Annotated in this window: 22 protein-coding genes; 13 read left to right on the forward strand and 9 right to left on the reverse strand. The window is 38.4% G+C overall.

The window, feature by feature from the left end:
- Positions 1–21: 21 nt before the first annotated feature.
- The 7 genes from WC707_00075 (at position 22) to WC707_00105 (ending at position 5,357) form a co-directional block, all read left to right on the forward strand.
- Positions 22–1,257, forward strand: coding sequence for a hypothetical protein (locus WC707_00075; protein MFA6065566.1), 1,236 nt, complete (start codon positions 22–24; stop codon positions 1,255–1,257).
- A 126-nt stretch (positions 1,258–1,383) separates the two neighbouring features.
- Positions 1,384–2,718 carry a signal recognition particle receptor subunit alpha gene (locus WC707_00080; protein MFA6065567.1) on the forward strand — a complete coding sequence of 445 codons (1,335 nt, stop codon included), beginning with the start codon at positions 1,384–1,386 and terminating at the stop codon, positions 2,716–2,718.
- Positions 2,719–2,751: 33 nt separating this feature from the next.
- On the forward strand, positions 2,752–3,009 hold the full coding sequence (gene rpsP / locus WC707_00085) for a 30S ribosomal protein S16 (GenBank protein MFA6065568.1): 258 nt from the start codon (positions 2,752–2,754) through the stop codon (positions 3,007–3,009).
- Between the two features lie 9 nt (positions 3,010–3,018).
- Complete coding sequence (locus WC707_00090) at positions 3,019–3,252, forward strand: KH domain-containing protein (protein ID MFA6065569.1); 234 nt, start codon at positions 3,019–3,021, stop codon at positions 3,250–3,252.
- Positions 3,249–4,559 (forward strand): RNA methyltransferase, encoded by a 1,311-nt coding sequence (locus WC707_00095; GenBank protein MFA6065570.1) that lies wholly within the window; start codon positions 3,249–3,251, stop codon positions 4,557–4,559. Before WC707_00090 ends, WC707_00095 begins: the two co-directional genes overlap by 4 nt.
- Before the next feature lie 28 nt (positions 4,560–4,587).
- Positions 4,588–4,986: a 50S ribosomal protein L19 gene (gene rplS / locus WC707_00100; GenBank protein ID MFA6065571.1), complete on the forward strand. Its 399-nt coding sequence runs from the start codon at positions 4,588–4,590 to the stop codon at positions 4,984–4,986.
- Between the two features lie 71 nt (positions 4,987–5,057).
- Positions 5,058–5,357 (forward strand): hypothetical protein, encoded by a 300-nt coding sequence (locus tag WC707_00105; GenBank protein ID MFA6065572.1) that lies wholly within the window; start codon positions 5,058–5,060, stop codon positions 5,355–5,357.
- On the opposite strand, the gene WC707_00110 is transcribed toward WC707_00105, so the two are convergent.
- A complete protein-coding gene (locus tag WC707_00110; GenBank protein ID MFA6065573.1) occupies positions 5,354–5,707 on the reverse strand; it encodes a hypothetical protein in 354 nt (117 codons plus the stop codon). The genes WC707_00105 and WC707_00110 overlap by 4 nt on opposite strands.
- A gap of 145 nt (positions 5,708–5,852) precedes the next feature.
- Between WC707_00110 and WC707_00115 the strand changes: the two genes are divergently transcribed.
- The gene (locus WC707_00115) at positions 5,853–6,989 is read left to right on the forward strand and encodes a hypothetical protein (protein ID MFA6065574.1); all 1,137 of its coding nucleotides are present in this window, start codon (positions 5,853–5,855) and stop codon (positions 6,987–6,989) included.
- A gap of 7 nt (positions 6,990–6,996) precedes the next feature.
- Here the strand turns inward: WC707_00115 and murC are convergent, their stop codons facing one another.
- The 3 genes from murC to WC707_00130 form a co-directional block, all read right to left on the reverse strand.
- Positions 6,997–8,388: a UDP-N-acetylmuramate--L-alanine ligase gene (murC, locus tag WC707_00120; GenBank protein ID MFA6065575.1), complete on the reverse strand. Its 1,392-nt coding sequence runs from the start codon at positions 8,386–8,388 to the stop codon at positions 6,997–6,999.
- Between the two features lie 128 nt (positions 8,389–8,516).
- Positions 8,517–10,160 carry a hypothetical protein gene (locus WC707_00125; GenBank protein ID MFA6065576.1) on the reverse strand — a complete coding sequence of 548 codons (1,644 nt, stop codon included), beginning with the start codon at positions 10,158–10,160 and terminating at the stop codon, positions 8,517–8,519.
- A gap of 26 nt (positions 10,161–10,186) precedes the next feature.
- On the reverse strand, positions 10,187–10,696 hold the full coding sequence (locus WC707_00130; GenBank protein ID MFA6065577.1) for a hypothetical protein: 510 nt from the start codon (positions 10,694–10,696) through the stop codon (positions 10,187–10,189).
- Positions 10,697–10,959: 263 nt separating this feature from the next.
- On the opposite strand from WC707_00130, the gene hflX reads away from it, so the two are divergent.
- The 5 genes from hflX to WC707_00155 all read left to right on the forward strand — a co-directional run bounded on the left by hflX (position 10,960) and on the right by WC707_00155 (position 18,502).
- Entirely contained in the window at positions 10,960–12,069 is a 1,110-nt protein-coding gene (gene hflX, locus WC707_00135; GenBank protein ID MFA6065578.1) for a GTPase HflX, read from the forward strand.
- A gap of 76 nt (positions 12,070–12,145) precedes the next feature.
- Entirely contained in the window at positions 12,146–13,324 is a 1,179-nt protein-coding gene (locus WC707_00140; GenBank protein ID MFA6065579.1) for a tetratricopeptide repeat protein, read from the forward strand.
- A gap of 48 nt (positions 13,325–13,372) precedes the next feature.
- On the forward strand, positions 13,373–14,977 hold the full coding sequence (locus WC707_00145) for a methyltransferase domain-containing protein (GenBank protein ID MFA6065580.1): 1,605 nt from the start codon (positions 13,373–13,375) through the stop codon (positions 14,975–14,977).
- A 79-nt stretch (positions 14,978–15,056) separates the two neighbouring features.
- Complete coding sequence (locus tag WC707_00150) at positions 15,057–16,172, forward strand: WD40 repeat domain-containing protein (GenBank protein ID MFA6065581.1); 1,116 nt, start codon at positions 15,057–15,059, stop codon at positions 16,170–16,172.
- An 83-nt stretch (positions 16,173–16,255) separates the two neighbouring features.
- Positions 16,256–18,502, forward strand: coding sequence for a UvrD-helicase domain-containing protein (locus tag WC707_00155; GenBank protein ID MFA6065582.1), 2,247 nt, complete (start codon positions 16,256–16,258; stop codon positions 18,500–18,502).
- Between the two features lie 129 nt (positions 18,503–18,631).
- Here the strand turns inward: WC707_00155 and WC707_00160 are convergent, their stop codons facing one another.
- From WC707_00160 to WC707_00180, 5 genes are all read right to left on the reverse strand, one after another.
- Positions 18,632–19,222 carry a hypothetical protein gene (locus WC707_00160; protein MFA6065583.1) on the reverse strand — a complete coding sequence of 197 codons (591 nt, stop codon included), beginning with the start codon at positions 19,220–19,222 and terminating at the stop codon, positions 18,632–18,634.
- Positions 19,223–19,314: 92 nt separating this feature from the next.
- Complete coding sequence (locus tag WC707_00165; GenBank protein MFA6065584.1) at positions 19,315–19,716, reverse strand: hypothetical protein; 402 nt, start codon at positions 19,714–19,716, stop codon at positions 19,315–19,317.
- A gap of 55 nt (positions 19,717–19,771) precedes the next feature.
- On the reverse strand, positions 19,772–20,218 hold the full coding sequence (locus WC707_00170) for a hypothetical protein (protein ID MFA6065585.1): 447 nt from the start codon (positions 20,216–20,218) through the stop codon (positions 19,772–19,774).
- Positions 20,219–20,308: 90 nt separating this feature from the next.
- Complete coding sequence (locus WC707_00175) at positions 20,309–20,743, reverse strand: hypothetical protein (GenBank protein ID MFA6065586.1); 435 nt, start codon at positions 20,741–20,743, stop codon at positions 20,309–20,311.
- A gap of 3 nt (positions 20,744–20,746) precedes the next feature.
- Positions 20,747–21,211 (reverse strand): hypothetical protein, encoded by a 465-nt coding sequence (locus tag WC707_00180; GenBank protein ID MFA6065587.1) that lies wholly within the window; start codon positions 21,209–21,211, stop codon positions 20,747–20,749.
- Positions 21,212–21,215: the final 4 nt, after the last annotated feature.

The following is a 21,215-nucleotide window of genomic DNA, read 5'->3' on the forward strand; positions in this document are numbered from 1 at the left end:
ATTGTACAAAAGGGTTCTCGTATGACCTTTGAGCTTACAGAGGGTGTTGCAATAGCAGCATTTTTATGTTTAGTCGCAGCATCATTACGGTGCGGTGTTCTGGATTATCAAAAGATGTACGGGGAGCTTGTGGGTGCTATGGGCAATCATACAGCATTTGCTGCGATGTACGAAAAAAGAAGATATGCTATTGAAAATGACCCGAGGCCGCGATGCATATCATTTCTCTTGTATCATGCTATGGATCAGCGTACACGCCGTGTCGAAGAAGAGATAAAAAATTGGGGAAAGAGGGTTGCAGTTGTTCGTGAGCAGGGCAATTCTTTTCAGAAAGCTACCGCTGATTTTGAGTGGCGGCGGTTTGGTGCTGGTTGTGCCGAAACTACAGCAGCTTTAGGGCTTGTTGGCTTTTGTGCTCATTGTGCCATGAATGCCCAAGATCTCACGCTATCTTGGTGCGTGCGTTTATTGGCTGCAGGGTCTACTTTTTTTATATATGATGGCGCGAATAGAATAGCTAGTGCTATGCATTATACATCCTACCTTTATGAAGAATGGCATAAAATTTCCAAATCTTACAGCGTTTTGAGCGCTGAGTTTGTAGCGCGTAAGATGTATTATGATACAAATGGCCACGTAAGAGCGCCGGCAGAAAATGTGCATTTAGAAGAAAGTAACGATATGCAGGATTATCAAAATATATATGAGGAGCTTGTGGGTGTTATGAGTAATCATACAGCATTTGCTGCGATGTACGAAAAAAGAAGATATGCTATTGAAAATGACCCGAGGCCGCGATGCATATCAGTTCTGTTAAAGGATGCTATGGTTCAGCGTTCAAACCGTGCCAGCGTAAAATTAAAAGATTGGCGAAAGAAGATTGTAGGTGTTCGTCAGCAGGGCAATTCTTTTCAGAAAGCTACCGCTGATTTTGAGTGGCGGCGGTTTGGTGCTGGTTGCGCGGAAGCTACAGCAGCTTTAGGGCTTGTTGGCTTTTGCGCTCATTGTGCCATGAATGCTCAAGATCTCACGCTGTCTTGGTGCGCGGGTTTATTGGCGGCAGGGTCTACTTTTTTTATATATGATGGTGCGAATAGGATACGTAGCGCCATGTATTATGAAGCCTATCTTCAGGATAAATATATTAAGAGTGGTGATTCTGACGGTGTTTTGATGGGCGAGTTTTTGGCGCGTCAGATGTATGATGATGCAAATGGCGATGTAAGAGCGTGGGCAGAAAATCTGCCGCGGTACTAGAATGATTGAATAAAGTCGATGAAGCGTGATCTATAAAAAGATTATGGGCGGCGGCCTTATCAAAAATAAAATTATTGTTATAATTAATAAGATATCTTTAAAAAACTCTAACTTTTGATAAAACCCATGTTTGATCTTTTAGCAAACAAATTTTCATCCATTTTTTCTCGCCTTACCGGTTCTGGAAAACTTGATGAAAACGCAATTAGCACCGTATTTTCTCAGATAGAAGACGCCTTGTTTGAGGCCGACGTGCCGTACGCTGTTGTCAAAGACTTTTTAGGAAGTCTTAAGCAAGAAGTAACCGGGCAGGCCAGAAATAAAGCTCTTAATCAGCGCGAGCAGCTTATTAAGCTAGTTCACGATAAAATTTTGTACTTTTTAGGAGGAGCGGGGCAAGGGGCGTTCTCTTTTGCCATTCCGTCTACCATTATGATCATGGGGCTTCAGGGGTCCGGTAAAACAACAACCATTGGCAAACTGGCTCATTTTGTTCAGCAAGCGGCTCTTGCCCGTGGCAAAAAACGTAAAATTTTGATCGCATCGGTTGATTTTTATCGGCCGGCGGCCCATGAACAACTTAAGATCCTCGCGCAGCAAGCCCAGGTTGATTTTTATCAGCCAAGCGCGCGTACGCCCGTTGAGGCAGCAGTAGAAATTTATGCATATAGTCAATCTCAGCGTGTTGAGCTCCTGATACTAGATACTGCAGGTAGGCTTAATGTCGACGCAGAGCTGATTAAAGAATTACAGGTTATTGATGCTCGGTTGAAGCCAAAATACAAATTATTAGTGCTTGATGCAATGACCGGCCAAGAGTCTTTATCTATCGCTCAAACGTTTGAAGATGCCTTAAATTTTACCGGGGCTATTATTACCAAAATGGATAGCAATACGCGCGGTGGAGCTCTTTTTGCCTTTAAGCATGCAATCAAAAAGCCGATTCTCTTTGTTGGGCAGGGTGAAAAAATAGATGACCTGGAGCAGTTCAAGCCTGAGCGTATCGCAACGCGAATGCTTGGCATGGGTGATATGCAAAGCCTTTTGGAAAAAGCTCAGCAAAAAATACAAGTTTCAGAAACTGAATCGATGTATGCCTCGTTCAAGCATGGCAAGCTGACTTTGCAAGATTTTGCTCAACAGCTTTCTATGGTAGACCGGCTGGGGTCGTTGTCGAGTATTGTTAAATATCTTCCAGGGGCATCGCAACTTAATCTTTCTGATGATACAATTAGTAAAGGCGAGTCGGAAATTAAAAAATTTAGAGCTATTATAGGTTCTATGACGCTTAAAGAGCGTACATCCCCACAGATTATTGATAATTCACGCAAGGAGCGCATAGCTCGCGGAGCGGGGGTTTCAGTTTCAGAAATAACACTTTTGTTGACTCGATTTGAACAAAGTCAGCAATTTGTTAAAATGTTTAAGAAGATGGGTTCTTTTAATAATGTTTTCAAATAATCATCATAATCACTTTTAGAAAGGTTATACGTTATGGCAGTTAAAATACGTTTTTCACGTATTGGTAAGAAAAATGCACCTTTTTACCGTATTGTGGCAATTGATTCTCGTCGTAAACGAGATGGCGAATCTTTAGAAATTCTTGGTACATACAATCCGCTGAAGGGTGAAATTGTACAGTTCCATGATGACAAAATACAAGCATGGGTTCAGCAAGGCGCAATAATGACTGATGCGGTAAAGAGATTGCAAAAAATATATAGATCATCGCTCGTTCAAGCTCAATCATAAGCGGGTCTCATGATAAAAGAATTGATTAGCTCTTTTGTGAGAAAATTAGTTGATAAGCCGGATGCCGTTGTTGTAACAGAAATTGCAGCAGATGGTAAATATCTTATTCAAGTATGCGTTGCGCCTCATGATCTTGGAAAGGTCATTGGGAGCGAAGGTAGAACTTTTAGAGCATTACGCGCAGTTGTAGGTTTATTAAGTAAGCATTCCCATACAGATGTTGTTGTTGATATTGCAGAATGATCATTTCTATACATACGCTTTTTCCACAATTATATGATTCTTTTTTGCAAACAAGCTTGATTAAGCGAGCTCAAGAAAAGAAATTAGTGGAGTTTTGCGTGAATAATCTTTTTCTTCAATGTTCTCCCGGAGAACGGGTTGATGCGCCTACATTTGGTCACGGCGCTGGTGTTCTTATTAAACCGGCCGTTATAGAAAAGGCAGTTAATCAATCTGATAGTCAGTTTGGAAAATCTTTTAAAATTTTCTTTTCGCCTCACGGGAAAAAGCTTGATCAAAGATTATTAAAAGATATTTATCAAAAAAGTGTTGAATATGGACACTGCGCTCTGTTTCCTGCTCGTTATGAGGGAATGGATGCTCGAGTTGAAGAAGAATATGCGGATATTGTTATTTCTTTAGGAGATTTTGTCCTGATGGGTGGCGATCTTCCTGCAATGGTTTTCATCGAAGGCATGTTGCGATATATTCCTGGAGTTGTTGGAAAAGCTGAGTCTGTAGAAAGCGATTCGTTTTCCGGTCCACTTGTTGATTATCCGGAATATACTGAGCCGATTGAGTGGATGGGTCGAATGGTTCCTGAGATTATTCGTTCTGGTGACCATAAAAAAGTACGCGATTGGCGACAAGATATGGCCGCCCGTCGTACGGTGTTGCATCATTTTGAGTGGGCGAGAAGTCACTTAGATACTGATGAGGGTAAAAAACTTATCTGCAAGCAAATTCCTGCTCATTATGCTGTCCTCATGCATTCTCACATTCTTTTGCCTGGGGGCTTGGAGGGAACGTCGTCGGTAACTTCTATTGATATGCATGATATAGCTCGTTCTGCGAAAACGTACGGATTAAAGAAATTTTTTATTGTAACGCCACTTGAAGATCAAAAAAAAATTGTCGCACAGTTATTACAATTTTGGCAACAGGGTCCTGGGATTGAATACAACAATCATCGTCATGAAGCAATGAATAATGTTGTGTTGTGTTCTTCGCTTGAAGAAGTTATTCATGCAATTTCGTTGGCCGAGCATAACGATCCGTATTTGATTGCAACATCAGCAAAAAAAGAACACTCAGATAATAATATTACCTATTATGATCAGGATGTAGTATGGGCGCATGAACAACCGGTCCTTTTTGTGTTTGGTACAGCGCATGGGCTTGCGCCTTCTATTATTAAGCGATGTCAGGCATTACTTGTTCCGCTTGAGGGCCTTTCTCAGTTTAATCACCTTTCAGTCCGTTCTGCGGTTGGAATAATTTTTGATCGGTGGCTAGGCATCAGTCCAAAAAAAATGTATAGTAAATAATATAATCACTTATAGCTTTGGGAATATCATGAAAGCACAAAAATATACAAAAGAGACCATACGCACTGTGGGTATGGAAGATAGAGGATTTCCTCAAATTAATGTTGGCGATGCAGTTGAAGTCATACAAAAAATTAAAGAAGGCGATAAAGAACGCTTGCAAACTTTTGAAGGCGACATTATTGCAATTCGTAACAAAGGTGTATCAACTACGTTTACCGTTCGTCGCATCGGCGCAAATGGTGTTTCTGTAGAACGCATTTTTCCTTATTATTCACCAATTATCGAAAAAATTAATCACTTAAGAACAGGTGATGTTTGCCGCGCGAAGCTTTTTTATATGAGATATCGCATTGGTAAATCGGCTCGTGTTAAAGAAAAAGTTCTGAGCAGAGAACAAAAAGGACTAGCATCAAAAGCGGGATAATTAGCGGTTTTTTACTGTTCATTGTTCTTTTTGCGGGAGGATGTTATAAAAAAATATCTTCCCAGCGCCGTTTGTTTACCGATGAAGCTCGTCTGATTGATATAGCTTTTCCGGTTGGAATTGTTTTATACAATCAAGATGAATATGATTCTTTTTCTTCTCACACCTGTGCCGTACAGTTTTCTTCGACAACCCATCATGCGGCGCTTAAGCAATTTTATCATTATGAAATGGAGCGCCTTGGTTGGAAAAGTACGGGAATTTTTAGTACGACCGATCAGGTGGTTCTCGTTTTTGAAAAACCACACAAAATGTGCGTTGTTACTATAAAAATCGGCCTTGTCGAACTGTTTGTTGGCCCCAAAAATTAGTCTTCGATATCAAGATCTTCATCAGCAAGAGCATTTTTTTCTTGCACAGTTTTTCTTTTACTGTGCTGACGTTGTAATTTACGTTCTTGTTCTTCTAGTTCACGCTCTTTTTTTTCTAGCTCACGTTCTTTTCGGCGCAAGTCATATTCACGATCGCTTTCTCGTGAGCGTGATGGCGTATTGTCGACGTAGACAACTCGTTCTCGTGGCTGGCTAGCAGAAGCCATAGCGGAGCCCAAAAGATATCCCCCGAAAAGACCGCCGGCAACAGCACCGCCCCTGCCCCCATGCGACACTTGTGGCGTTAACAAGCAGATGCTTATAGCCGCTATTAATAATTTTGTTTTCATACTGCTACCCTCTCTATTTTAAAATAATATTTGTAATTATTTTAGCATGACGATTAGGCAAGAAGCAAGAAAATAGTGCCAGCATGGCGTTCTATGCTAGTATATGTATAAATAAATCATAATTGTGGTGTATGGATGGGGTTTTATGCATAAGAATATTGTTGCGTGTCTTATTATTATTTTTTTTTCATTACAAGCAATGGAATTTAAAACTAACAAACAATCATATTCTCTTGTTGAATCAGATATAAAAAAATCAGGTGTATTACAAGATTTACTGTGTGATTATAGTGATAAAAATGCTTTATCAGAGATTGATCTGACTGATTATGATGATCACGAAATTAAGCTGTTAGCGAATTTGTTAGCAACTACGTCTATTACAGAAGAACCTGAGGAGTCTCTCGAGGAACCTATTGAGTCGTTATTGAAAAAAATATATGTTGCCAATAAATATTGTATCGAGCCATGTTTTTCGCAACTTATTGCGATAGTTGCAGCGCGTGTCATGCACAGCCCGCAGGTAGTTTGGGCGTACCAACAATGTAGTGTGCTGCCAGATATTGATACAGCAGTTGTTGCAACTATTATACAGCAATATCGTGATGGCATTTTTAAGCCGTGGATTGAGAAGCGGATCTGTAAAACAAGTTCTATACTGTATGCTACTGAATTATACATACGAGGTAAATTGCTTGTTACGGCGGACAATAAAAGCCTCTTTTTTAAACTTAATCAAAAAAATAAGCCGCTCGTGCGTATTAATATAGACAATAATGCGTCATCTATACTTAATAAAAAAATTACAGGGAAGCCTCAGGTAATAATGCCTGATAATACTATAATTTCTTTTGCTTCGTCGCATGATATGTATCAATACGATATTAATACTGGCGAAGAAAAAAAACTTCCTGAAGATAAGAGAGCGGTAATAGAAAAACTTTCAAAGCCAACAGCTTCTTTAGAGAAATTTATTAGTTTCATTCCCAACTTTGCGCGTTATGATTTTATCTCGCCTTGTCATATGGTTGCATATAAAAAAGCGCATTCAACAACTATACAATTATGGAATCTTGAAACAGGTGATTGCCTAAAACTGGTAGGCCATACCTCTCCCCCCATGACCTGTACCATTTCATCAGATCATTCCAAGCTTTTTTCGGCAGATTGTACCAGTATTAGACAATGGAATCTCAAAGAGCCTCTTGATAAATTATCTCATTACTCAGTCGATCGATTGGTTAAAAAAGCAAACAAGTTACGATATTCTGGTCTTGCGTAATAAAAAATTATACGAGATAATGCGCGAGTTTATTTACTTTTCCCGCGCCAAGTAAAAGTAACAGATCACCTTCATGCATCACCGCATCTACATTGTTTTTAATAGAGACAAACGCGTCTTCTAATGGTTCATATGAGACGGTGCACGTTGGATTGCATGATCGTAGTTCTTCTACCAAGCGTTGACTGGTTATCGTATCTATAGGAGATTCGCTCGCGGCGTAAATATCGGTAATAATTAAATGATCGATAGAGCTTGTAGCGAATACCTGCAAAAAGTCTTTCCATAAAGCCTGTGTACGCGTGTAACGATGTGGCTGAAAAACAACAATTAATTTATTATGTGCTTTTTTGCGGGCGACCAGCAGCGTATTATAAATTTCGGTCGGATGATGCCCATAGTCATCAAAAATTTCCGCGCCGTGATACGATGTTCCCTTGTGACTAAAACGTCTCTCTATGCCCTTAAAATTGGCCAATGCATGCGCAATTTCATTAAACGGTATTCCAATATCACGCGTTATTGCAAGAGCGGCAAGCGCATTAAGAATATTGTGTTTGCCAGGCATGGCGAGCGTAATAGTACCCAATGCTTGGTTGTTGTTTTTTAACCATACAGAAAACGTAGAATAATCTTTTTCTAACACTATATCTGTGGCATATATATCGGCAGCGGGGTTAAGGCCGTAGCTGACGGTTTTTATGTGGGGTAGGGGTAGAATTTTTTGTAAATTACTGTCGTCGTAACAGACAATGGCTTTGCCATAGAATGGGATATTACTCAAAAAGTGTAAAAAGGCTTTTTGTATATCAGCTAAATCTGTATATACATCAAGATGTTCTAAATCTATGTTGGTGACGACTGCCAGCGTTGGATACAAATGTAAAAAAGATTTATCGCTTTCATCAGCCTCTGCAACCAAAAAGTCACCTTTACCAAAACGCGCATTGGTAGAAATATTTTTTAAGTGCCCGCCGATAATGACTGTTGGATCTTTGTGCGCTTCGATAAGAATATGAGAAATTAATGACGTGGTGGTGGTTTTTCCATGTGCTCCGGCTATGGCGATACTGTACTTGGTGCGCATAAGCTCTGCCAGCATGAGCGCACGCGAAATGGTAGGTATTCCCCGCTGCTGTGCAGCTACAATTTCTGGGTCGTGTGGTTTTATAGCGGATGAGTAGACAAGAATATTAATCGAGGCATCATGGCAATGTGCCGTATTATTCCCTTTATAAATCTGGCACCCCAACGCACGCAAATTTTCGATACTTTTTTGCTCCAAATCTAGATCACATCCGGAGATTGTATAACCTTGATAATGCAGAATGGTCGCAATGCCGCTCATGCCGATACCACCAATGCCTATAAAATGAATATGCGCTTTTTTATTGTACATGTGAAAAACCTTTTATTGTTACGCGTATTCTTGATAGTGTACCCAAAAAATAAATATCGCCTAATAATTTCTTACTAGGCGACCAACTGTACTATTAAATTGGTCGCGCAATTCTATTTTTTCATATTTTACGGTAATTCAATTCTGTCCAAAGCATCCGCGAACGCTTCTTGAGGCTCCATCGTTACTGTAGTATTATTTTGTTCCTGCTTACCGAATAATTTCTCACACTCAGCAAATTTCTGAGGATCGATCTTCGCAACTTTATTCTTCTTTTTATATGCTAACATTTTAGTATAAAGAGCATGCTTCTCAATTAAATCATTATAACCGTCGCTGTTAAGTAACTTTTCATAATCTCTTTGCACTCGCTCACTAGCTTTATATTCTGTATGAATTGGCAGTGTTTTTATATCAACAAACGTACCATCATATCTAATAAAATCTTGTCGCGGTCTTACATCAAGAGACGTCTCAGGAACAACAGACAAGAACACTTGTTCTTCTGGAGAAAACACCTTATCAATTATATTAAGATTAAAGTGTGAATTTTGTGAATAATGAACAGGATATACTCTCTCTAATGCATCTACTATTTTTCCCATGTGTTCTACAGAATTTATTAATTCACTATGACCTGGGTGCTGCTCATTTATAGTTATATTAAGACATGCAACAATTTGACCTGCAGCAGTCGGCTTAAGTTTCTTTTTCTTTGTGACAGAGGAAATTGAAGATAAGGCAATATCTGTAGCTTTTAATGTTGCTCCTATTGCGATAAACTTCATCCCTCTAGCTCCACCATCTATAATATTGCGAAAAAGATCTTGCGCAAAATATGGCCTTAAGTCTGGTGATAAGTTTGACGCTGCTAGTAATCCATAAGCTAAACCGCCTGTCGCTAATCCTACTGTAATTTTAGCACCAGTTATCGTTTTATTGGAAAGAGTACTCAATTCTCCCTTGAATTTTTTAGCGCTAAATTGCGCTCCGTTTACTACAAGATCGCCCTTAGAATGAACATAAACAACTTTCTTAGCCCCTATGGGCTTAAATTGATCTTGTATGCTTCTTACCGGATATCCCAAAAATATCACCATTTCTGCAGTAATTTTTTGTAGCGCATGAGAAACACTAGTACATCCGTGACTGTGAGCTATAATATATATTTTCGCTCCTCTATATCTAGGAACACCCTTAATATATGCAGCTAAAGCTTTTCCAGCAGTCATTCTGGCTTCATCACTATTAAAACCGGACCAAGAAAATGGTAATAATTCTAACGGGGTTCCATTGGCATTTGCGAGAAACTCGGCAAATCGTTTTATGTGCTCAAAATTATTCGTGAATACAGGACCACTTTTAAACTTTGATCGCGGTTTCGCTTCAGCCTCTTTCTTTTCCTGTTCTGTATATTTTCTAAAAGCATCAGTTTGGCGCCCCCAGGTACCATGAACAATAGGAAGTAAAATAAGCTCATCAGGGTTGGTACACCCTGGCGGGATAAACAATTCAGCTGGTCCTACTTTGATTTCATCTTCCTGCTTAACCCTAGGTTTTTCTATGCCAAAATGTGAATTAGGAGCTGCATAATCAACTTTAATCTCTTTAATATCTAACCCTATACTTTTAGGATCTGTTACTTCCTGCTTTTTCCATGGTCCATGATCATTTGAATTATTATTTGAATTAGTTATACCCTCTTCCATGCTTTTAATATTATTTGAAATCATTAAAACTGTAAAAAGAGCGCTCTTTATTAGAAAATCCACGTTAATATCCATTATTATGTTAATTGTTATTTTAATTTTTCATCTATCGCATCATCAATGCTGCATCTATCTTTATAATCATCAGCAGCTAGACCTTGAACTTTAAACCAGGACCATGTAGCCACAGAACCTGTAGCCACTAAAATTGTAGGAGTAAAGGCCTTTGCTAAATTTATATCATCCATAAAAGTCGATGCAATTCCAACTCCTATAGCATTTGTAACCGCTGTAACTGTAGTTGCAATACTGCATCCAACAAGTATCCAAAATATGTCTTGACTCAATTCACCTTGACATGGATATATTTTTCCAGCCCAAGAAGGTTCGGTTTTAGCCCATACATCCCTAAGTCTTTTCCGTTCATTTGCATCAAATTTATCAACAATCTCTTTTTGATTGGTAATAATATCTGTAACAAGGGTTGCGTTAGTTGCTTTGAGGGCGCCTTCTAGCTGGCTTAATATAACAAGTTTATCAGTTGTAGCTGGCTTGTTATGCTTTTGTCGAGAAAATGCTTGACCAGTATAAATAGGCATGCTTGAAATAAGACAAAGGCAGAAGATTATACTGTTTTTTTGTGAAAACATAAGTTGTCCTTTGGAAATTTAAAATTTAATACTTTGAAAGTATATATTAGAAGCGCTTGTTTGAAAAGTGAAATATATCGACGTATTTTTAATTATAAGTGCAGGTTGAAATGTTGGTGTGGGTGATAGTTTGGTGAAAAGTGCGTTGACAAAAATGTGTGAAAGAGGGATAATAAGAAGATATTCTATTACTTTTCTACTTGGTCATGATCATGTCAAAAAACAACGGTACGTTAACAGCTTTGCGGGCGAAGACTTTAATAGTTGGAATACATTCTCCCAATAACTATACGAGCAATATTCAGTCTTACTTTGAAGAATTTAAAAATTTGGTCAGTTCCAATGGGATTGTTCCTGAGGCGGAGCTTTTTATCAAGCTCAGGTCTATTGACCCTGCCCATTTTGTTACCAAAGGTAAGCTAGAAGAAATCCAAAAAATATGTACCGAAAAGAAAATTGAAGAAGTCGTTTTTTCTGAACCGCTGTCTGCTCAACAAGAACGTAATTTGAGTGAAGTTCTTCAAGCGCGTGTTTTTGACCGCACCCAATTGATTTTAGAAATTTTTGAAAAAGGCGCGCAGTCGGCCGAAGGTAAAACTCAGGTTGGTTTGGCGATGCTCCAGCACCAAAAAGCTCGGTTAGCCGGTCGTGGTATTTCTATGTCTCAACAGGCGGGAAGTATCGGTACGCGCGGTCCTGGTGAAACGCAAAAAGAGAAAGAAACGCAGCATCTTGAACACTTGATGGTCAAGTTACGCCGCGACCTTGATAAATTGGCTGCTGTCCGCATGACACAACGCAAAAAAAGACTTTCAAGTTCATTGCCGCTCATATGTTTGATCGGGTACACCAATGCTGGCAAATCAACCATTCTTAATGCATTAACGCATGCTCAGGTAAGTGCTGCAAACAGATTGTTTGAAACACTTGATACAACAACGCGTGAGTTATTTGTTGGCGGTAAAAAAATTGCGCTTCTTTCTGACACGGTTGGCTTTATACAACAATTACCCCACACCTTGATAGAAGCATTTAAATCGACCCTCTCTGAATTAACATATGCACATCTTTTGTTATTAGTTATTGATAGCGCTGATGCTGATTGGGAATTGCATATTAAAGTAGTGTATTCGGTGCTTTCTGAATTGAATGTTGATAAGCCGGTCGTATATGTTTTTAATAAAATTGATATGGTTGCGGATCGCGAAGCTTTTGAGCGCGCGGTGCAAAAATACAATCCCCATGTACTGATATCTGCCAACAGCGAGCAGGGTATCGAACCGCTTGTTACGTTCCTCCAAAATTGGAAATTTTCCGCATAAACTCTTGCCTTTTTTCTACGTTATTTTTTACATTCACGATATCTTGTCAGTATCGTTTTTGTGAAGGAGTGCGGATATGAAGTCGTTTAACTATTGTCGCTTTATAACTATATGTGCGGTAATATGCTCATTTGGCATTGGTGCTGTTGAGCATGCATCAAAATTATCGAGTTATTCTCCAGAAGATTTGTATATGCTGGGTAAAAATAAGCGCATGCAGGGTGATTATAAAAGAGCGTTGCCCTATTTTAGAGCTGCGTTTGCCCGAGATCCTCAACATAGACAGGCTCACATAGAGCTTGCAACATCATATCTAGCGTGCGAAAATTTTGTGCGCGGTTTTGATTTATTACATTCTTATGTTTCTTCTTCTTTGCCGGCAGATAAGTTGTGGCGCGGTGAAAACTTAGATGGAAAAAGTATTGCGGTATACGCATCGCATTGGGGTATTGGCGATGATATTATGTTTTCCCGTTACTTACGTTGTTTAAAAGAAGCGGGTGCTCATGTTACTCTTGTCGTGCCTGAAAAATTACAAAGACTTTTTACGTTCAATCTTCATGTTGATAGTATACATGTTGAAAATTTAACGGTTTCTATTCAAGCCGATGAAATTTATTTTGATGGAACAAGCTTATTGTGCCGCAATGCCGTTGATGGGTTTGATTATCATGCGCATATTATGAGCTTGCCAAAATTATGCAAAGTTCGTAAGGCTAATGTCCCGAGTGAGCCATATTTTGCTGTAGATAAAAAATTGTATGAAAAATACAAAAATATTTGTGCACAGGATAATAATTTTAAAGTTGGTATTTGTTGGTATGGCGCAGAGCGGCGTGATGCGCAATTGCAACAGCGCTCTATGAATTTACATGATTTGGCGCCATTATTATCGCAACCGGGCATTACTTTTTATAGCCTGCAGTATGGTAAAGCGCATGCAGCATCAAACATAATTGCCTTTGATGATTTTGATATGTCAGAAGGAGCATTTATGGATTCTATTGCTCTTATGAAAAATTTGGATCTTGTTATTACGATTGATACGTCAGTGGCGCATCTTGCAGGAGCTTTGGGCGTTGAAACATGGGTTATGCTTCCGCGTGCTGCTGACTGGCGATACGCTGCGCATGATTCTGAGTGTTTATGGTACCCAACAATGCGTTTATTTAAACAGCCGGTTGCTGGTGATTGGCAATCTGTTGTGAATGCTATAGTCGACTTGTTGCATAATAAGCAAAAGAGAAGTTTATAAGTTCGCTCACCCTGCTAAAAAGCCTGTATTTATTTGGGGAGAAAATACATGATTAAAAAAATAGTAATTATTATAATTGGCGCTGCATCAATATGCAGCGCCGAAGAACAGTATCAAGATATTTTAGTTAATAATGTTGTGGTGAGTCAGGGCGCTCGTGAATGCGCTTCGCGTTATGAAGCGCTTAAGCCACTTTTTAAAAAATATAAAAGACCATTTACTGTCCTTGATATAGGCGCATCTCAGGGGTATTTTACGTTGCGAACCGCATGGGATTTTCCTCAGGCTGTAGGGATTATGATTGAGGGTAACTATTCGTCAGATTGGCATACTTCCCAAAACTTGTTGAAAATTTGTAAAAAAAACACAGAGCTTTCTAATATTATTTTTCTAAATACCCATCTCACGGTAGAAGCTCTTGAACGACTGGCAGATTGCGAGCATTTTGATGTAGTTCTTGCATTTAATATTATTCACCATTTTGGCAAAGAGTGGGAGCGCGCTGCGCAGGCTATATTTAGGTTGGGTGATTTTACTATTGTAGAATCTCCACCATCGCATGATAAAGTGTTTGCTCAAAATCATGAAGTAAAAGCGTTAGAAGAATTTCTCGAAGATAAAAATGGCGTTGTTATCGCAAAAACCCCTCGACATACCGACCCTTCTGCGTTAGCTCTTATGAGGCTATATACAACACCTAAGAAAGAAATAAATTATAAGCACTGGTTTTATGGAGATTCTTCTGCAGTAGGTAAAATACATTATAATATTGAGAGCACGTTTGAAGAAAAAAAATTTATTAAAAAAAATGCTGAACATCGTATTGAGCGACCATGGGTTCCTGGCATTAATTTTATTACGTTTAAAACGCTCAATGGGTTATGGCCTGATAAAGAAGCTGTTGTTTCAGAATTACTAACATTTAAAAATTTAGAGCATGGCGATCTTTTGCCATGGAATGTTATTATTCGCGGTAGGCGTCTTACGGCAATAGATGATGATGAAGGTTATTTTTATAATCCATCAAAGTGCCTGTTGCAGACTATAGGCTTTTCTTTATTGTCCGCGTTTGAGGATGTGAAAAATTATATATTATATGAGTTGTATCCTCAGGTTGGCGCTATTATTCAATCGAGCTCTCAAGTAAGATCTATATTGACTCCAGTTTCTTATGGCGAGCTCATCGATAAAATTACGATTTTGGAAATTAAAAAATCAAAAACAACTGATGTTAAAAAATTAAAAAATATTGAAACAGAGCTCGCAGCGTTACTTAAAGTGCTGAATGAGCACATACAAATAACGCCAGAGGTGCAAGTAGTTATTAATGAGTTGCGATCGGTGAATTATATTTTGTGGGATGTTGAAGATCAGTTGCGTGAACGAGAAAAAATGCAGCTTTTTGATGATGAGTTTGTTCAACTTGCACGCAAAGTATATTTTACTAATGATTATAGAGCGGTGCTTAAAAGAAAATTAAATGATGTATTGGGCTCTGATATTATCGAAGAAAAAATTTATGCAGAATACGTAAAATTAATTCTTGATGAGTTTAAAAACCCAGCTTCGTGTCTTAACGCTTCGTCATGTAAAAATACCATATGCTCTGTTTTGGGTTGTGTGTTGCAGGAACAGTCTACGCACGATGTGTAAAAAGCTTTTCTTGAAATTATTAATCGATTTTGGCATAGTACATTGCGTCAAACTATAATCATCAAAAAAAGAGGTACTTATGCAATTGTTATATATACTCCTACTCTGCGTGAGCGGTGTGTTACATTCGATGGAATCAGTGTTGGATGATGTAGCGCCCGTCGCTCTTGAAGGAGCTTATTATCATTCAGATTTGCAAAATAAATTTGAAACTCACAGCTCATATTTTCTTGAACATGCAGGATTTTTGTCGAAAGAGATTCGAGACGATTTGCAAAAAATAGATCCTAAGGCTTTACAGATGTATCGGCCTATTATGTACTTGCAGGGGATGCGTAATCAAAATTCTAATGAATACAAAAAGGGAGATAATTTTCTTCAGACGACTATAAAAGAATCTGTTGAATATAAGGGAGAATCTTTAAAAGGTGAAATAACTCAAATAGATGCTTTTTTGGAGAATGCAAAAAAATTGAGTATTACGTTTAGAGTGTTGCAAGATCGTGGAACTGAAGAAGAGAGAAAGTGCATGCTTGATTTAGAGGCCGACGCGAAGGGAACATGTTTGGCCATTAATAAATTTAGTAAAGAAATTTTTGTTGGTTGTGAAGATGGCAACATACATATTTATAAGTGTGCAAATCGTCTCTTTACGTATGCGACTAAGTTGACCAAGCAGCATCAAAAAGCTCTTGTGGCTCTTAAAGTCCATTTTGGAGATGCGGGACTCATTTCTAAATCACAAGATAGCGAGATATACATTTGGAACCTTCTAAATTTAACTCCCTATCTTAAAATAGGCAAAACTGCTCACGGTAAAGATTATCTATTTGAGCGTGCAATTGTTCAGTCGCATGTATTCAAGAGTAACGTTAGTTCATTTCTTGATGCTGACGCGATATATACTATCCCTCTTTCTTGGTTGCGTGGCAACCCGGGTCTTAATCTTTCTCAACACTGTTATGCGTATCATGTAGAAAAGCTCGCTCAGTTAAAAAAGCCATGCACAACCGGTTTGGCTGGGCATATAGAGCAGGAAAATAATGCGAATAATAATATGCTGAATTCGCTGTATAACATGCCTATCATGCATACCTTTGAGCCTGAAGTAACTGCAGCATTTAAGAAGCATATCGAATTGCGGGCGGCGGAGTTGGGTTGCAAAGTTCAGGACACTACTTTTGCAAAACCCTAATTTTATTTGATCAAGCGGATAAGCTTGTATAGACTAAAGTGCATGTATCAGTTTTTTTTTACGTGCACTTTAGTTAGTTTTTTATGATAGAATCTTACAAAAATAAATTTAATATATTTTTTTCCGACAGCCTTAATAATGAACAACAGCAGGTTGTATCACAGGCCTCAGGTGTGTTGCTTGTGCACGCAGGTGCGGGCTCTGGCAAGACTCGTGTTATCACCGCGCGCATGACGCATCTTATTCTTAATGATGGTTATGATCCTGCTTCTATTATTGCCGTTACGTTTACTAATAAAGCGGCGCGAGAAATGAAAGAACGGATCGTTTCTTTTTTGCCGCATGGGAGTGCGATTCCATTTGTAGGTACGTTTCACTCGTACTGCTTACGATTATTAAAAAGTTATAATCGTTTTTTGTCGGTCCCCGATTTTTCTATTTTGGATCATGCTGATCAAGAAAAATTAATAAAAAATTTATTAACACGTTACGGCGTGCATAAAAAATTAACGCCAAAAAATGTCTTGTATGCCATATCGCAGTTAAAGAATGAAGCAGTAACTGGTGTTGTTATGCCACTTTTTGCTGACCCACTCATGAAACAGATTTTTATGGCATATGAACAAGAAAAGGCGCATTCGCACTGTTATGATTTTGACGATCTTCTTGTGGAAACAGTAAAGCTTTTTAAGACTCATCCAGATTTTAAACGTTCTTATCAACAATCTATTAAGCATGTACTTATCGATGAGTACCAAGATACTAATCAGGTACAGCACGCATTACTTAAAGAAATTGCGTTTGATCATGATAAAAAATTTGTCTTAGATTCTTTATGCGTTGTGGGCGATGAAGATCAATCGATTTATTCTTGGCGCGGAGCGACAGTCGCTAATATTATTAATTTTAAGCACGATTTTCCTCAAGCCATATCTGTAGCAATAGAACAGAATTATCGTTCAGTTCAGCCAATTTTGGATGCCGCAAACGTTGTAATTCATAATAATATGCAGCGAAAAAATAAAAAATTATGGTCCCATAAAAAAGCTCATGATCGAGTCAGGGTGTTGGCGTGTACATCGGGCTATCAAGAAGCAGAGGCTGCAGCTTTGTGTGCAAAGAGTATGCGAGCAAAAAAAATATCATTACAATCTCTGGCAATATTATATCGGTCCCATTACCAATCTCGTGCATTAGAAGAAGCGCTTATTCGCAATAGTATTCCCTATAAAATTATTGGCGGTATTCAGTTTTATGAGCGGCAAGAAATTAAAGATTTATTAGCATATATGCGTCTTGTGGTAAATCCATACGATCGCGTATCCTTGATGCGCATTATTAATGTACCGGCACGTGGGTTTGGTGAGAAATTTCAGGAGCTTTTGTTTAGTTGTTGGGATAACGAGCCATTTTTATCATTTCAGGGCGTTATTCAAAGAATGATTGAGCAACAACTTGTTACCGGTGCAAGGCTTGATGCGCTTAAAAAGTTTTCAGAAATTTTTGTAGGGCTTTCTGGCGCAGATGCTGCAACGATGGTATTGGAACGTATTATTAATAAAATAGACTATTTTTCTTATCTTAAAGATGCGCATGATCCTGAGGATGCGACTACAAAAACGGATAACGTTAAAGAATTGGTTAATGCCATTCAAGCAATGGAAGAGCGTACGCCTTCATTATCATTGAATGACTTTTTGGATGAAGTTGCTTTATTGCAAGAGCATATGGCGCAAGAAGATGTTCATGAATATGTTCGTCTGATGACGTTGCATGGGGCAAAGGGGCTTGAATTTAATACGGTTATTTTGGCGGGGCTGGAAGAGGGTATTTTGCCGAGCAGCCATTCGTTAATGAGCCCAGAGGGAATAGAAGAAGAGCGTAGATTGTTATACGTTGGCATCACGCGTGCTTGTGAGCGATTATTGATTACTCATGCGCGATATCGTTATACGTATGGATCAATGACTGATCAACGACCCTCGCGTTTCTTGGAAGAAGTAGAAGCTTCGGATTGTAAATTTAATGAGGCGTTGCAGTGGGGCTCATCTCAAATTTCTTATTATTTTGATCAGTGGTTAGCTCAAGATAATAATCGACATGATGTTGGCGTTGCATCAGTTGTTGTTGAAAGTAAAATTCCATCAAGCAATGTACAGCATGTAAGGCCTGCATGGCGTGCGGCTCAAGTGGTTAATCATGCTACGTTTGGGATAGGCGTTATTCAAAAGATTGAGCAGAAGACAGAAGGAACGGTGTTTTTGACGGTTAAATTTAGTAACGGTACAAAAAAACTTGACGCTCGTTTTGTAACAAGTGCCGGTCGTTAAAAAACGTTTTTTTGATGATCCCTCGATACTAATTTCTTCGAAATTCACTCGGAATGAGCGTGCGACGCATTTCGCTCGTGGTGAGTGCCGCCCGTAGGGAGGTGTATCGAACCATGCGAATGCGTAATTTTAATCAGCTGTTTGCATATCAAGTATTGCTTCGCTTACCACGCCAGTTATGACTGACGTTTTGACATCAATAGGTGCGGCGAGTGGTTTGTTTTCAAATAATAACATATTTTTGTCATTGATCATGGCTGGAATATCGGTGTCATGGTTGAGTATGATATCTTTGCCGATAATTTTATTATTACTGAGCTTGACGCCATCGCCAGGGACTATAAAATAACCATATTTTGTATTCAGAATTTGATAGTATTGATCTTGGATAGTAAAATTATCGTGTAAGTAGGGGCCTTGCCATTTTTTAGGGAACATGACAACCATTGGTCCGACTTCTGATCCTTCAAAAGCTCGCGTATTCAAAAAATCTATATAATTTTTTTCATGTTTAAATTTAGTAATATGGCATGTGTCATTAATGCGTTTAAAAATACTAGCAAGTTCATGAACTTGCTGCGCAATCAGTTGATCATTAATGGTCTTTTTTGTTGTAAAAAGTTGATATAGCGTAAAAATAAAAAGCCCGCATAAGACAGCAGCGCTTATGGCAGGGAATATATAAGAGTTTTTATTGCGACGACGTGTATAGTGAGTCATAATTAGCCCTATCTAAAAATAAGATTATGTATAAAAACTACTATAGCGTGTGTGATAAAGCAAATAAAAAGCTATCGATACATAGTATCGCGCTAGTAGTTTGCAAATAACGCGAGACTAACCACATTGCTCCTCTTTTTTGTTGCCAAAGCATCCATGAATGGCTTATATGGGCACAGACGATACGTTAGGTCATCTATGATTTTTTCGATTATTTTTTCTTGTTCTGCTTGAGGTGCTTTGTTAAAGAGTACTTGGATGGTATGACGATCTTCTTGAGCTTCTGTATCATTTTTCGCTTGTTCAAGATGATATAAAAATTGTGAATAGCAGGTGCATGCTTGATTAGCGTTGGGATAGTTTTGAATGTTTTTTATCTTATGTTCTAATTTTTCTTGTAACGCTTTAAAAAACGCATCGGCATTGTCATCAATACTAATAAGTGCGTTGCTTATAAAAAAACATGACGCGAGTAAAAATAATTTCTTATTCATAAATTCCTGCAATAAAAAGGGGCGGCGCAGGCCGCCCCAAAACTGTTAAATTATTTTAGGCTATTTTGGATAGCTTTTCTAGCAATGCAGCTTTATCGATAGATTTTTTTCCGGCGACCTCAGCGAATTTATTAAGAGCTGTAAATGCATCTCCTTCAGCAAGCGCTTCTCTAGCAGCTTGAGAAGTACATAAAGTTGCAATTTCTGTTATGGCCTTTTCAATCTCTATTTCTCGTTCTGCCTCAGTTTTATCATTGAGTACAAAATCTGTTTGTACAGTATGACTAATTGCTTGAAGTTCTTGGTCATTGTGAAAGTTTTTCAAATGGCGCAAATAGTTGGCGCAGCAGCCGCATGTTTCGGCGTCGTTTGAAAGTTCTTGCATTTTGCTTTCCATTTTTTCTGTCATCGCTTGAACAAAAGCATTGGCGTTGTCGTCAGCATTAATAAGCGCGTTGCTTGCAAAGACAGCTGACGCGAGTAAAAATAATTTCTTATTCATAAAAAATCCTTAAATTTGTCGATTGTATGATGTGATCGTATTTTAGTATACGTTTTTTTATAAAAAAACCCAACGTGCGTGAATAAGTTTTTACGATAGTAAAATAATAACACTTTTTTGAGCACTGTTATTTTCTGGGGCACGTTCTAATGCGAGCATTATGAATAGGTTGAGATCGGTTATGATTGAGCGCATGTCCCCTTCGGCCATATTTTTTCGAAATAATGTAAATCTACATTTAAGACTGACCTGTAGTGCCATTTGTTTGACAACTGCTTCCTGTTGTTGTTCGCTCAAAGCGTAAAATTTTTTTCTTGCTATAACTGAAGAATCACTTTTATCTGTTGCGATATGCTGCAAAAAATGTTCGCAGCAGGTACAAGTAGCTGTATCTTTAAAATTTTCTTGCATTTTTATATGCATTTTTTCTTGCAATGTGTGCAATAAATTATCATTGTCGATAATTTGAGCATGCATACTGTTTGCAAAAATAGCTGTTGCAAGCAATAATAATTTTTTGTTCATTATTTATTCGATTAATTTTTTGTAAAGATTGTGAAGATCGGTGTTGCTAGGAGCAATATCTTTTTTCAAGCGTGCATATTCAGTCATGTATCCTGCAATGTTGTTATTATTATCTATTGTTTCTGCAAAATCTTTGGTTGCGCAAAAAACAATAATTATTTTGCTGATCACATCAATGCACGCATCCTGCTCTTGTTTAGTAAGCTGCGCGTATTTATCAAGCTGTTCTGGATTCCCCAGCGCTTCTTGTTGCAAGATGAGCATTGTTTTTGTAATGCGTTCTTGATCAGGAAGCTGTGCGTTTGTTAAAAGAGCACCAAAGCTATAATATTTTTTTTGTATATTGTACTTGATTTTCTGCTCAAGTTTTTCGGATAACTGCTTGATGGTGCTGTCAATGCGCTGCTCGACTGGCAGAGCTATATGGGGGCATGCGAGTAGCATGCCCAATAAAAGTTTTTTGTTCATATGT

This window comes from Candidatus Babeliaceae bacterium (assembly GCA_041660765.1).
In the GTDB taxonomy this organism is placed as follows: domain Bacteria; phylum Babelota; class Babeliae; order Babelales; family Babelaceae; genus JBAZVR01.